General features: G+C 50.8%; 10 protein-coding genes. All 10 read right to left on the bottom strand.

Going from position 1 to position 13,380, the window contains the following annotated elements; genetic code table 11:
• Positions 1-19: 19 nt before the first annotated feature.
• Positions 20-889 carry a carbohydrate ABC transporter permease gene (locus tag RQP52_RS19595; RefSeq protein ID WP_315953418.1) on the bottom strand — a complete coding sequence of 290 codons (870 nt, stop codon included), beginning with the start codon at positions 887-889 and terminating at the stop codon, positions 20-22.
• A gap of 30 nt (positions 890-919) precedes the next feature.
• On the bottom strand, positions 920-1,876 hold the full coding sequence (locus RQP52_RS19590; RefSeq protein ID WP_315953417.1) for an ABC transporter permease: 957 nt from the start codon (positions 1,874-1,876) through the stop codon (positions 920-922).
• 122 nt (positions 1,877-1,998) lie between these two features.
• A complete protein-coding gene (locus tag RQP52_RS19585) occupies positions 1,999-3,198 on the bottom strand; it encodes a glucuronate isomerase (RefSeq protein WP_315953416.1) in 1,200 nt (399 codons plus the stop codon).
• Positions 3,199-3,237: 39 nt separating this feature from the next.
• The gene (locus RQP52_RS19580; RefSeq protein WP_315953415.1) at positions 3,238-4,230 is read right to left on the bottom strand and encodes an aldo/keto reductase; all 993 of its coding nucleotides are present in this window, start codon (positions 4,228-4,230) and stop codon (positions 3,238-3,240) included.
• Positions 4,231-4,269: 39 nt separating this feature from the next.
• The gene (locus RQP52_RS19575; protein WP_315953414.1) at positions 4,270-6,048 is read right to left on the bottom strand and encodes a glycoside hydrolase family 36 protein; all 1,779 of its coding nucleotides are present in this window, start codon (positions 6,046-6,048) and stop codon (positions 4,270-4,272) included.
• A complete protein-coding gene (locus RQP52_RS19570; protein ID WP_315953413.1) occupies positions 6,045-6,419 on the bottom strand; it encodes a cupin domain-containing protein in 375 nt (124 codons plus the stop codon). Before RQP52_RS19570 ends, RQP52_RS19575 begins: the two co-directional genes overlap by 4 nt.
• A 2-nt stretch (positions 6,420-6,421) precedes the next feature.
• The gene (locus tag RQP52_RS19565; RefSeq protein ID WP_315953412.1) at positions 6,422-8,635 is read right to left on the bottom strand and encodes an alpha-galactosidase; all 2,214 of its coding nucleotides are present in this window, start codon (positions 8,633-8,635) and stop codon (positions 6,422-6,424) included.
• A gap of 25 nt (positions 8,636-8,660) precedes the next feature.
• Positions 8,661-10,040, bottom strand: coding sequence for an MATE family efflux transporter (locus RQP52_RS19560; RefSeq protein ID WP_315953411.1), 1,380 nt, complete (start codon positions 10,038-10,040; stop codon positions 8,661-8,663).
• A gap of 13 nt (positions 10,041-10,053) precedes the next feature.
• A complete protein-coding gene (locus tag RQP52_RS19555; protein WP_315953410.1) occupies positions 10,054-11,439 on the bottom strand; it encodes a family 4 glycosyl hydrolase in 1,386 nt (461 codons plus the stop codon).
• A 567-nt stretch (positions 11,440-12,006) separates the two neighbouring features.
• Complete coding sequence (locus RQP52_RS19550) at positions 12,007-13,311, bottom strand: sn-glycerol-1-phosphate dehydrogenase (RefSeq protein ID WP_315953409.1); 1,305 nt, start codon at positions 13,309-13,311, stop codon at positions 12,007-12,009.
• Positions 13,312-13,380 lie beyond the last annotated feature (69 nt).

Genomic DNA, 13,380 nt, shown 5'->3' with positions numbered 1-13,380 from the left:
TTTCCATAAGGTTATAAGGTTAAGACTTGACGGAGCCTACCATCATACCTTGAATAAAGTGCTTTTGCAGGAACGGATAGACCAGAAGAATGGGTATTGTTGCAACAACAATAACGGCCATTTTGATCCCTTCAGGTGAAAGAAAGAGCATTAATTCGGATGATACATCCGATTGGCCGAACTGATCCGTAAATACAATCTCCCTTAAGCGGACCTGGAGCGGAATCCAATTCCGGTGATCGATATAAAAGACGGCTTCGGCATAACGATTCCAATGTCCAACTGCATACATGATCCCCATGGTCGCCATAGCGGGCTTGGAAAGCGGCAGTACAATGTTCCACAAGATCCGGAACTCCCCGCATCCGTCCATTCGGCCTGAATCCAGCAGCTCAACCGGTAGGTTCAGAAAGAAAGATCGCATAACAAATAGATTAAAAGCACTGATCGCCATCGGGAGCATCAAAGCCCATAGCGTATTAAGCAAGCCTAACTGCTTCACGAGCAAATAATTCGGAATTAGCGGTGCGCTGAAAATCAGTGTAAACAGCACCATAATCAGAATTGATTTACGGAACAAATATTCCGGCCTGGAGAGTGGATAAGCCAGTGTCGTTGTCATAAACAAATTGATGAATGTACCGAATACCGTAATAATGACGCTGTTCCGGAATCCTAACCAGATTGTCGGATCTTGCAAAATAAGCTTATAGCTTCCCAGTGTAAAACCAACCGGCCACAGAGAGACCTGCCCAGCATTAATCGCGACGTTATTGCTTAAGGATTGAGCAATAATATGGATAAGGGGAAGCACCATACTTAGTCCGAGAGCTCCCAACAGAATAATATTAATAAAATTAAAAATTTTATGGCCTCTTGTCATAATCATAACGAACTACCTCCTTTCTTATCTGTGTCATTAATACAAACCTTCACCCGTTACTTTTTTGCTGAATGCATTACTGAACATGATTAACGCTAAGCCGACAACCGACTTGAACAACCCAATAGCCGTTGTGTAGCTGTACTGACGGTCGACAAGTCCTGCACGGTATACAAACGTATCGATAATTTCCCCATTTTCGTTGTTGAGCGGGTTAAGGAAGACGAAGACACGTTCAAAGCCAAAGTCGAGAAAGTTTCCGATATGAAGCAAGAACAGAATGACAATCGTCGGTAAAATCGTCGGAATCGTAATGGAAAACACTTGCCGCAACCGGCTGGCACCATCAATTTGTGCGGCCTCGTAGAGATCAGGGTTAATCCCTGCAATAGCAGCCAAATAGATAATCGTCCCCCAACCGCTGTCTTTCCAAATGCCTGAGGAGATAAGAATCGTACGGATATATTCATTTTCCCCTAAAAAGTAGATCGGATCGACGCCGAATAAGCCGAGAAGATGATTAACGATTCCAGTAGACGGGGATAGTACTCCGACAACAACCCCACCTACGATGACCCACGAGAGAAAGTGTGGCATATAGACCACGGTTTGAACGATTCTTTTGTAAGTCATGATGCGCAATTCATTGATTAATAAAGCTAAAATAATGGGAACCGGAAAGGCGAAGAGCAAATCGTAGATCCCGATCAAAATCGTATTTTTCAAAATCTGCAGAAATTCGGTGTACTGGAACATCCGCTGGAAATTTTCAAGTCCAACCCATGGACTCCCCTTAATGCCTTTGAATATGTTGTAGTTTTGAAAAGCAATAACTGAACCAAATAAGGGGACATATTTAAAAAGCAAGAAATAAATAATACCCGGTAGTGATATGACATAAATCGGCCAATGTTTTCGCATAAAAGCCCACTTCTGGCTCTGCGATGTGAAATTGTAAATTGTTCGATCAGATGGCTGAATTTTACTGGCCATGTTCTCCTCCCCTTCATGCCTGCAGCATTTAATGTACTTCTTTATCTTACAAGGGTTGGTAGTAGCTAGCGATGGCGAAACTTATAGCGCTTTGTGTTTTTTTATGATTGTTAAGCGAACAATTAACACTCTATGCCGTATCGTTTCGCTGCACTTCGATACAGCCAATCTTCCGCAATTTGTAACGCCGTCGACTGGTCAATCCAGCCCGCTTCAATTTGATTCCACAGGAACTCGCCCACTAGTCGCTTAATCACGATAATTTTGCCGTAGCTCCACTCCATGCAGCGCGCATCGGACACGATCAGCGAGCTTTTGATAGCAGGCAGAGCCTCCAGCCTGTACTGCATGCTGTCACGGTATGTGCTCGCCCGGAAGTTAAACCACCAGTGCCCGCCAACGTGCACGTTAGGGAAGTTCCATGCAGCCTGCACGATATCCAGATTATTCAGCTCCGATGCCACGACAAGCTCAAACGGACAGGCGTACGCTTCAAATAAAGCGGACAGCTTCAAGATACGTTCCGGATCATTGACCGGCACAGCTGTTCCACACCAGGAGCGCTCTACGCCGAGAAATAGCTGCACGAGCAGTCCCCTCTGTTCAGCTGCTGCACCGATTTCGTGTAAAAGCAACATCAGGATCTCGTCTTTGGTGCTGTCCTGCCCGATAACGACCTTATGATTGGCGCTGGCCTTATAGCTTGGCAGCGTCGTCATAATCCCTTTGACGCCATCCTCTTTGTACGCATCCAACAATTGGCCCAGCTTCGCACTAGTTTCCGCCAAGGCCGCAGCACGGTCACTCGACGCTTCGATGTCCTTGACCCACGTCCCCAATTTGCCATCAATTCGCGGAATAAGAATGGCATTGTGCGCCATACCTTGAAACTCGGCGTGCTCCGGGATATTCACGACGAAACGTCGCGCTTGCATACGGTTGGCTACCTCTTGTGCCCAGTCGGCCCTTTGAGCAGACTGCTTGATGGCCCTATCGGCTTCCAGCACGGAAGCTTTATTGCTGAGCGTTATGCCATAAAGATCTTTGAGAATGTGCGTAAACGCAATGTTCATCAAGGTATTTCTGGTTGCTTGGTACGCATCCAAGAACGCAGAGATTCGCAAATCCTCCGGCAGCTCCATCGCACCTGCCGGATAACCTGCTGCCTGCATCTCGCGAAACAGCCAGAAGTAATGAGCTATTTCCCAAAAATCCGCAGCAGCCAGACGATCCCCCACAAGGTGGGTGTGAGTATCCAAAACCGGTTGCTGCAAAATATGTTTCGTGAATGCTTCTTTACTGAGTTGTATCCCCATGCTCATTTCTATTTCCTCCTCCTGCTGCTACGAAATTCGAATCTATTAACCTGCAAGAATTTGATCAATCAAAGCCAATTCTTCCTCTGTAAAATGCAGCTGGTTCAAAGCCGCCACATTATCATCCAACTGCTGCACTTTACTTGCCCCAATTAAAGCGGAAGTCACGTGCCCCTTGCGAAGAACCCACGCCAGGGCCATTTGGGCCAAGCTTTGTCCCCGTTCCTGCGCCATCACGTTCAATCGGCGCGATTTCGCAATTTTCTCTTCGGTGATGTCTTCAGGCCGCAGAAACACACTGCCTCCGGCGGCACGCGAGTCGGCCGGAATGTTCTCCAAATAACGATCGGTGAGCAGTCCTCTAGCCAGCGGGCTGTAAGCGATCGAACCGATGCCCTCTTGGGCCAGCACATCCTGTAAGCCTTGTTCCAGCCTTCTTTCGAACATGGAATAGTGTACTTGGTGGATCACGAACGGAGTTCCCAGGCTTTTCAAAATACTCGCTGCCCGTTCCGTCTGCTCTGCATTATAGTTGGATACCCCAACATACAGCGCTTTCCCTTGGCGTACCGCTTGATCCAAAGCGCCCATCGTTTCTTCAAGCGGCGTTTCGGCATCAAACCGGTGCGAATAATAAATATCGACATAATCCATGCCCAGACGTTTCAGGCTCTGATCAAGGCTCGCCAGCATGCTTTTCCGCGAGCCACGTTCTCCATATGGGCCATCCCACATGCGATAGCCGGCCTTCGTGGCGATGATCAACTCATCGCGGTAGGGGTGCAGATCCTTTTTCATAATCTGCCCAAACGTTTCTTCCGCAGAACCTGCCGGCGGACCATAATTATTCGCAAGATCGAAATGCGTAATCCCCAAATCAAAGGCGTGACGCGTGAGTGCCCTGCTGCTCTCGAACGTATCTACGCCGCCAAAGTTATGCCATAAGCCGAATGAGATCGGCGGCAGCTTAAGTCCGCTTTTTCCCGTCTGATGATAAGCCATTTTGGTATATCGTTGTTCGTCTGCCAAATAGTTCATGAATGAAACCTCCTAATAAGTACGAGCTGGATAGAGTAATTATGAAAGGTAGAGGGTTGCCAGGCCGGAAGCTGGAATCGCCAGCTTATGAATACCTGCCGTAAACTGCGCGGACCTTTCCTCAACAATCTCACCCGTGCACGATGTAATGACCACTTTCGCTGCCTCAACCGGTTCTGATACCTCAAGGTACAGTCCATCCTGCCTTCTGCCGTTCACCACTATCCACTTCGACACGGATCTCGCAGCTGGAATAGGCACAATGCTGTCATGGTAAGCGACAACAATCCCTTTATCACCTTTAACAGAACGTACAAGTGGATATAACAATTCCGGATTCATCGGCTCCATGCTGCCGGCCAGAAGCAGATCCCGGTTCTCTTTCCAAAAAGCAAGCCAATAGCCCAGCATCGCCAAATGGTCGGACGGCAATTTATCCAGAAGGACAGAAACTTGAGGGACGGAGAATAAGCAGTTAATCAGCTGGAGTGCGGCGCTTTCCACCGGCTCCTCGGGATGCCACATGATCATATCCGCATGAGCCGCCGTATTTCCGCAAATCAGTCGAATATCAATCGTCCGCACCCGGTTCTGAATGCTATCATTCGGACAATCCGACGCACGGAACATATTGCCGTACTTGCGCATCGCCGGCCCAATATACATTTGGCGAAACTCAATCATGATATCGGGTTTCAGCTCTCTCAGCCTGCCGATCGAATCCGTCAAGAGACGGTCAACAGCCGCCGGAATCGACTCATAATCCTTCCCTTCAACAGTTGAAGGGAGCTGCAGTTCCGGCGAATAAAACGTATCGATGAAGTCCAGCTTGAATCCGTCCAAGTCCCATTCTTTCACCGCTTCTTCATATTTATGAATGATATACTCACGGACATCCGGGTATCTCGGGTCAAGCACGGCGGCGCCATGATTCTCATTAAAGCGCAAAATTTTATCCTTGAATTGATCCCACACACGACTGTATTTACCGATAAATGGCACAGAGTACCATAGAATAAATTTCATACCTAGACGATGAACCGCATCCACATGCCGCTTCATATCGGGAAATTTCCCCGCGTATGTCTCCCAATCGCCACAGTAGGCATACCCTCTGCGGTTATCCTCCGTCTGCCAGCCATCATCAACGATGACGGCTTCCATCCCGAGCCTTTTGGCGATCTGGCACTGCTGTTCAATCTGTTCGTCCGTTACATTCTGGTGCATGCTGTACCAAGTTGAGTACATCGGTTCTTTGGCAGCCGCTGGGACGAAGGCAGGTCGGTACTCCGGCATTGAGCTCCACCACTCCTGCACGCCTTGTAAGCTTTCGTAGTAAGGAACATCCCTTGTGTCCACGAGAAGTTTGGCCTCATACGAACAAAATGGAGCTGTCGTCTCCGCAAATAATTGGACCCGGCAATGGAAGTCCGCTTTCTCCTCGCTAATGCCTCCCGAGTAATGAACGGTATTCAGCGCATCCGAATACGCGAATGTAAGCCGATTGTGGCCAAGACCGTTAAACAGCGCATAAACAGGGGCCGAGGCCGCTGCGTTCGAGCGCAATGTGCGCATCCAGTCCGCCTTAAAGCTTTTATTACGGTCTTGCGCCGGATGCCAGCTGGCCTGAATGTCACATGCGGGATGGGACCAATTGATCGTTAAAACAGGGGGAACTGCCGCTTCTTCCGCATCCAGACGCAGCGTGATTAGATCGAGGCCCTCTTGCAGCTTCTCAGCTGCAAGGGACACCGTGAACGGATCACTCGCTCCATCTAACGTAAAGGTATGGGCAGCCGTCGTGATTTGCCGGTTCATACGGACTCCTCCTGCTGTTGATTCTTATGGCGGTTCAAGCCTGCATGGCACCATACGGTCACAATCGGATCGTCTTCACTCGAATTGAGATGATGATCTTCGCCTGGCTCAACAATCACGATGTCCCCCGTTGTAACCGGCGTATGCTCCCCGTTAATCTCCATGGTTCCGCTCCCCTGCAAAATGATGAACGCCTCACAATCCCCATGGATATGATAGTCTCTGCCATCCGGTCCATCATTGGTGTGACTGCGCTCACCTCGTTTGGCAAATGAAAGACCCCCTGAAGATAAGTAATCCCCTGGCAAAACATCTTGCAAAATGTGTCCGCTTTTGGTATCCCGCAGCTCGCTCAAACGCAGCTTTATCATCGTTACCCCTCCATTTTCAAACGGTAAAGGCGACTTCGAAAATCACCTTTCCAGATCGGTAAATGCAAACCAACATGCATTAAATCGTCTCCGCCAAAACACGTAGCTCCAGTCTCATCAGGAGCATCCGCATCATACAAAAGATAATTGGCGCCTGCTTCCAAGCCCTTCAGACGCAGCTTCTTCAGCGGAGCATTAGGCTCAGCCAGCACTTGGAAATAAGCGACAAGCGCTTCTTTCTGATCCTCCGACACGAACATCCAAGCCGCGTCCACACCTTGGAATGGACTGCTCAACCGGTAAAATTCCCCGAATTGAATCAGCGGACGCAGCTGCTTATAGAGCGCAACCTGCCGCTTTACAGCTTCTTTTTCCTCCTCCGTAAACGTGGTCAAATCCAGCTCATAGCCGAAATTGCCCGACATAGCGGCATGTCCCCGCATATCCAGTGGTGTCGTGCGATGAACTTGATGATTCGGGATCGCAGAAACATGCGCCCCCATAGCGCTGATTGGATACACAATACTTGTGCCATATTGGATTTTTAGCCGCTCCACCGCATCCGTGTTATCACTCGTCCACGTCTGCGGCATGTAGTAAAGCATACCTGGGTCGAACCGCCCGCCGCCGCCGGAGCAGCTTTCGAACAACACGTTCGGAAATCTGGACGTGATCCGCTCCAACACTTCGTAGAGCCCAAGCATATAGCGGTGGGCCGTCTCCCGCTGCCGCTCCGGAGGGAGCAGAGCTGAACCGATTTCCGTCATATTGCGGTTCATGTCCCATTTGACATAGGCGATCGGACTGCTGGCCAGTATATCCGTTATGACAGTTACGATGTAATCCCTCACATCTTGGCGCGAATAATCCAGAATCAGCTGCTGTCTCGCCTCTGTCCTGCGCCGACCCGGCACGTGTAGACACCAATCGGGATGTGCGCGATACAAGTCGCTGTCCGGTGACACCATTTCCGGCTCAAACCATAGACCGAACGCCAGTTCCTTCCGGTTCACACGGCTAACCAAATCCTGCAGGCCCTTAGGCAGCTTGCCCAGATCGACGAACCAATCTCCGAGCGAGCTTTTGTCATTGTCCCTTTTGCCGAACCACCCGTCGTCAAGGACTAGCAGCTCTAAACCGAGCTGTTTTCCAACGACCGCAAGCTCTTCGATTTTATCCGCGTTGAAATTGAAGTAGGTTGCTTCCCAGTTGTTGATGAGAATCGGTCTGTGAAGATCCCGAAACTCCCCTCGGCATAGTCGCGTGCGGTACAGCTTATGGTAAATGCGCGACATGCCGCCAAGACCTTCTGCTGAAAATACAAGAACCGCCTCAGGCGATTGGAAAGCTTGCCCCGGCTCTAACAGCCAGGAGAAGTCAAAGGCATTAATCCCCATGACAACACGGGTTGTTCCATAAGGATCTACCTCTGCTTGCGCGACAAAACTTCCGCTATATACAAGACTAAAGCCATAGGCTTCTCCTTGATCTTCATCCGCCTGCTTCGAGAGCAGGGCCATAAACGGATTGAGCGAATGGCTGCTGCTCCCCCTCCGACTCTCAATCACAGATCCCCCCGTTGCCAGAGGGCGTCTTTCGATATGGCGCTCGCGCGCCCAGGTTCCGGACAAATGGAGCATATCGAACTCGGAATGCGAGATGTCGAGGCCGAAACTCAACGCTCTGAGCAGCTTCATCGAACGGTTTCCCGTATTGATGTATCGAACGGATCTGGCAACCGCATCATGATCTCGAAAGACCGTATACGTCAGAATGGCTTGCAAACCGATCGCGGCATCTGTCAAAACGATATCGAGACTCTCCGCTTCGCCGTCCTCTTCCACATAAGTAGCCGGCAAGCCCTCCAGCTGCGGTTTACCCGCATATATCCGATGAGACTCATAAATAAGCTCACTGACGGTCGTCCCGTCTTCCATCTGCACCTGATAGGCAGGTACACGAAAATCACTGCCCCCATACGCCGGAAATTCCTGCGGCAGCGTATCGAGCGACAGCGTTAAATCATCCGGATCCGTAGACGGCGAAAATGAGCAGCGGCGCCGCATGGCGAGCAGCCCGCCAAGATTGCTTCCCCGCACCCGGCGTCCAAAGTGGACGTGAGCAAGATATTTGGATTTAACCAACTGCATGATGTAACTGATCGACTTCCCTTGAAGATGGAAGGTTTGCGAATTCGGATCGTACACAATTCCCATATCCTGAAGCTCCTTTCTTGTGCCATTAAATCTTTACATGTTTCCAAACCATCCGTTTAAACCTGAAATAAATGAGATTTGACCGTAGAAACTGATCGCAGGCAACAGCACTCCATAAGCCGAACATCCCCCACGAAAAGATATAAACAAATAAATAACTGAGCATGACCCGCACGCCCCAAACACCAATCAAAGTCGAGTACAATGGAAATCGCGTATCTCCAGCTCCCCGCAAAGCTCCGCCAAGAATGAACTGAGAGATTTGGGAAATTTGAATAAAACCAACGATCCGAAGCGCCCATGCCCCTTCGCGGATAATGGTGGCGTCATTTGTATACAGCCTAAAAATGGAGGGGGCAAACAAGATAAACACCGCCCCCATGACACCGCCTAAGAGCATGCCGTACTTCCGAATTTGCCAGACATACCGTTCAGCAAGGTCGGGTTTGCCGACGCCAAGCGTTTGCCCTACCAACGTAGAAGCCGCTATGGCAAAAGCAGCCCCGGGCATAAACGAGATGCCGATAATACTCGTCACAATTTGCGAGGCGGCAACAGCAACCGTTCCAAGTCCTGCGCATATTTTGACAAACGTCATAATCCCCAGACGCATAATGAGCTGCTCAAGGCTTGAGGGGATCCCGATTCTCAACATGCGGTAAATCATGCTTTTATCCAGACGGCTTACCTCCGCCCAGCCAATCCGCACCGCAAATTTCCCACTGAACATAACGACTAAGAAGGCGATCATCGCCATAGCCTGAACCGCCAAAGTGGCGATAGCTGCTCCAGCAACTCCCATTTCCGGCAGGCCTAAATGGCCGTAAATCAACACAAACCCCAGGGATATGGACAAACACCCCGACAACACATTAATTTTCATTGGCGTCCGGGTGTCTCCAGCCCCGCGTAGAATAGCGGACAAAGCGGACGAGATGGAGGAAAATCCAATGGATAGAAACATCAGCCGGGCATAGTTCAGCCCATAGTGAACAACCTCAGGGCTAGCCCCCATCATTCGGAGCATCTCCTCCGAAAATAAGATGCCAAGTGCAACAATCAGAACGGCGAGCACAGAGCCGAGCATGAGCGATTGGCCGGCAGCCCGGTTCGCCTCCCCCCTATTGCCTGCTCCTGTGGAACGGGCAACAATGACCGTTGTGCCTGTATTCAGCGCCGCAAAAAGGACGGTCATTAGCATATAAGGCTGGCTTGTTAATCCAACAGCGGCAACCGCAACCGCTCCTAAATGGCCCACCAGAATCATCATCACCATTTGTGTCAGGTTAATGAGCAGCATCTCCGCCAAAGAGGGTCCGGCAAGTTTAAAAATCATGCGGCGGACCGCCTTGTGATCCTGCGGATCGACCGTGACGGAATCGCTGTAGGCTTCTGCTGCTTTCATGATCGGGCCGCCATTAGATGTTCCATCCCGGCAAATACGATTTCGTATTTTGCAGCATCTGCTCGAACAACATCTCCGCCTGATTCACATCGATGTTCACAAGCGGGTCATTCACAAAAGCATTGAACGCTAACGCCTTATCCTTTTGTAGAGCAGCCTTCAAAATTAGTTCTTGATTCACCGTGTGCTGCAGCACCAGATTATGCACAGCTGGCGGAAGCTCGCCTGCATAAACAGGGCGCAGACTGTTCGCTGAGAAATAAGCATTCGTCTCCACAACCGCTCCGAGCGGTATCCCCTTCATTTGTCCCACATTCGGCACGTTAACATTCGTAACAAAGGGTTGAAGACCAATTAATCCTTTGAGCTGTCTAACTTCTTCCTCACCCGATGCCTTCAGCGGCAGCTTCTCTTCTCCACTAAGCAGCTTGCGGTAAAAAAGCTCCGTCGCAATGTGCTTCTCCACACGGCTTTCGACCGTCGTCAAGCCAAACTTCCAGTAGCGAACCGTATCCGGGTCCTTCATGTACCAAGGAGGCATAAATTCTGCCAGATGGCGATCGCCTGCCGCCGCAATAATCCCATAACGACGGAACAAATCAAACTTCACTCGGTTAGCGGCCGTGTACGTGTTCGTCATCCAGGCATCTTTGTTATGCTCGAAACCCGTCTCGTAATACTTATCTACAAACTTCCTATACATCGGGAGCAGATCGATATTTTGATAAGTGGCTTGATCGATCCAAGTAAAATGATTAATACCCAGCACATTCACTTTCACTTCATCCCGGTGCACGCCCTCTATCCCTTCCATGTCACGCAGCATACGAATCAATAATCCCTGCGTTCCAAAAATTTCGTGGCAGCAACCGAGCGCTTTAATTCCTGGAAACACTTCGTATAGCGTTCTCGTACAGAGCGTCATTGGATTCGTATAATTAAACACCCAAGCATCCGGCGAAAAACGCTCAATGGCTTGTGCAATTTCCACGTACATCGGAATCGTCCGCAGCGCTCTAACCAGCCCTCCAGGTCCTGTCGTATCACCAACCGCTTGGTAAATGCCGTATTTTTCCGGTTCATGCACATCAGAGGCCATCTCCTTGAACGTTCCGGGAAGAATCGAAATGAACACAAAATCACAACCACTTAGCGCTTCCTTCAGCGTCGGATAAGCCTTATAGGTCCATCTGGACTTCGTTTCGGCATAATCAGAAACCGAATTGCCCAATTTTTCGTTATTTTTGGCTTTGTCGTAGTCAAGATCATACAACCGAATCGTCCCTGACAATTGTTCGTCCAGCGCAAGATCCGCAATGAGATTTTTGGCCCAATACATGGAGCCCCCACCAATATAAGCAATTTGTATCTCATTAACTTTCCCGTTATTGAATTTCATTGTGCTTTTGCTCCTCCTCACCATCATCCAATCCTGCATACGCTACAAGTATAGAAAACAATCTGAATTAAAGGGATGGCAAAAATTTAGCGAGGTTGTGATTTTTTACACTTTTCACTCTTGCGGCATTATAAAAAAGACCGTTCAGACGCTTAGTCTGACGGTCTTAGTTTTTTTGTAGACAGTTGCTCTGCTGCTTCTACTTTTTTAGCTACCTACTCACCCTACTACTACCACTGTTTCTCTAGATACTTGCTTTGTTACTTCTACTTTTGCTTCTTAACTAGCATCCCTCGCTCTGCATTGGATGAAATCCAATGAAAGTACCCTTTTAAGCCATATTTGCTACCTTATATTGGAAGAAATCCAATGCGCCTCCTTCAAAACAGCCCATTTCAAGCTAAATTCGATCACCTCATTGGATTTAGTCCAATGAGATTGCTATTTTAGCCGTCCTATCCGCCCTCTCATTGGAATTCATCCAATGGAGCTCCCAGGCTCCGCTGGAACACAACAAAAAGACGCCCGAAGGAGCAAACAAAACTCCCCGGGCGTCCCAAACATCGTTTACAGCAGTCGCAGTAAACGCAAAACCGTAAACCGGTTGCGCACAAACAGCGCATCCCGCAGTGACGCCTCCACCAGCTCCGGCTCCACGCCGAGCTGCTCCGGCGCAACCGGTCCCTGCACATCCCCGAGCCAAGCAGCCAGCTGCTCGGGTGCAGGGACCGCTCGGGCGATGGCTTGCACATCGCCCCACCTCGAAGCGATGCGCGCTTTCAGCGCCTCGCTGTCAACAACACCGCCATCCGCCGGGAAATTCTCGGCGATGACTTGCTCAGCCATGGCCCCATAGGCCCCGCGGATGCGCTCCGCATCCGCCTCCCGGCTTGGGGCCTGGCTTTGCGCTAGGCGCGTAGCCGCCTCAGCGGCCGTGATGTCCCGCAGCGACGCATAGCGCTGCGCCATCATCACGGTCGCGACGCCGACCTTCGCGCCGTGCAGCAGCGCCCGGCGGCGCTGCTGCAGAAGCACCATCTCCCAATAGTGGGAGAGATGGTGCTCGGCTCCGGAGGCCGGCCGCGAATGGCCGACCAAGAGCATGGAAAGGCCGGACAACAGCAGGCCTTCCATTAGCTTCAACATGCCGAGATCCGTGCGCTGCGCGATCTCGTCCAAGTGAGCCGTGCAGAGCTCCACGGCTTCCAGCGTCAACTGCGCGCTCAGCTCGCAGTAGTGCTCGTCAAGCAGCACGCGGCCAAGCGACCAGTCGGCAAGCGAAGTATGCTTGCCGAGCATGTCGCCGAGGCCGGCTGCGATCATCGCTTGCGGCGCTTCCGCGAGCAGCGCGAGATCGGCAAAAATCGCTTCCGGTGAGCTCGCCGGAATCGTCGTTTTGAAGCCGCGCACGATGAGCGGTGCGCCGACCGAAGCGAAGCCGTCGACGGATGGCGCTGTCGGCACAGAGAAGAAAGGCCGCTTCGTGCGGTGACCGACGAAGCGCACGATGTCGTGCAGGGTCCCCGCCCCCACGGCAATCAGAACCTCCGATGATAATGGCGTGTCCAGCAGCAGCTGGACGATCGCTTCCTCATCGGCGGCAACTTCTCCCATCGCGTTCTCACGGATCACGCTGATGCTGACCTTGACTTGCGCGTCTTCCAGCAGCCCGCGCAGCTTCACGCCCGCCGCTTGATACGTCTTTTCGTCCGCGACAAGCGTGACTTCACGATACCCGGCTTCTTTCACATAACCGGCCACCTGCCCCAGCGCATCTCGCTCAATCACGATGCGTCGAATCGGAACTTCATGCTTCTGACCACAAGCGCAATCAATCGTACGACCAAGCCATGTATCCAAAACCTCACTCATTCCCCAACATCCCCTCTCCATCTTCAAACCAAACGCCATCACTCGAACTTCAGCTTCCTCGAATCTCCT

The sequence above is a fragment of the Paenibacillus violae genome, from assembly GCF_032461945.1.
Classification (GTDB): domain Bacteria; phylum Bacillota; class Bacilli; order Paenibacillales; family NBRC-103111; genus Paenibacillus_E; species Paenibacillus_E violae.
This window is presented reverse-complemented; position numbering and strand designations above follow the sequence as displayed.

Excerpts from the sequence above, each read along its gene's own strand:
- RQP52_RS19560 (WP_315953411.1), bottom strand. The coding sequence starts at position 10,040 with ATGAAAGCAGCAGAAGCCTACAGCGATTCCGTCACGGTCGATCCGCAG.
- RQP52_RS19595 (WP_315953418.1), bottom strand. The coding sequence starts at position 889 with ATGATTATGACAAGAGGCCATAAAATTTTTAATTTTATTAATATTATT.
- RQP52_RS19590 (WP_315953417.1), bottom strand. The coding sequence starts at position 1,876 with ATGGCCAGTAAAATTCAGCCATCTGATCGAACAATTTACAATTTCACA.
- RQP52_RS19550 (WP_315953409.1), bottom strand. The coding sequence starts at position 13,311 with ATGAGTGAGGTTTTGGATACATGGCTTGGTCGTACGATTGATTGCGCT.
- RQP52_RS19575 (WP_315953414.1), bottom strand. The coding sequence starts at position 6,048 with ATGAACCGGCAAATCACGACGGCTGCCCATACCTTTACGTTAGATGGA.
- RQP52_RS19580 (WP_315953415.1), bottom strand. The coding sequence starts at position 4,230 with ATGAACTATTTGGCAGACGAACAACGATATACCAAAATGGCTTATCAT.
- RQP52_RS19570 (WP_315953413.1), bottom strand. The coding sequence starts at position 6,419 with ATGATAAAGCTGCGTTTGAGCGAGCTGCGGGATACCAAAAGCGGACAC.
- RQP52_RS19565 (WP_315953412.1), bottom strand. The coding sequence starts at position 8,635 with ATGGGAATTGTGTACGATCCGAATTCGCAAACCTTCCATCTTCAAGGG.
- RQP52_RS19555 (WP_315953410.1), bottom strand. The coding sequence starts at position 11,439 with ATGAAATTCAATAACGGGAAAGTTAATGAGATACAAATTGCTTATATT.
- RQP52_RS19585 (WP_315953416.1), bottom strand. The coding sequence starts at position 3,198 with ATGAGCATGGGGATACAACTCAGTAAAGAAGCATTCACGAAACATATT.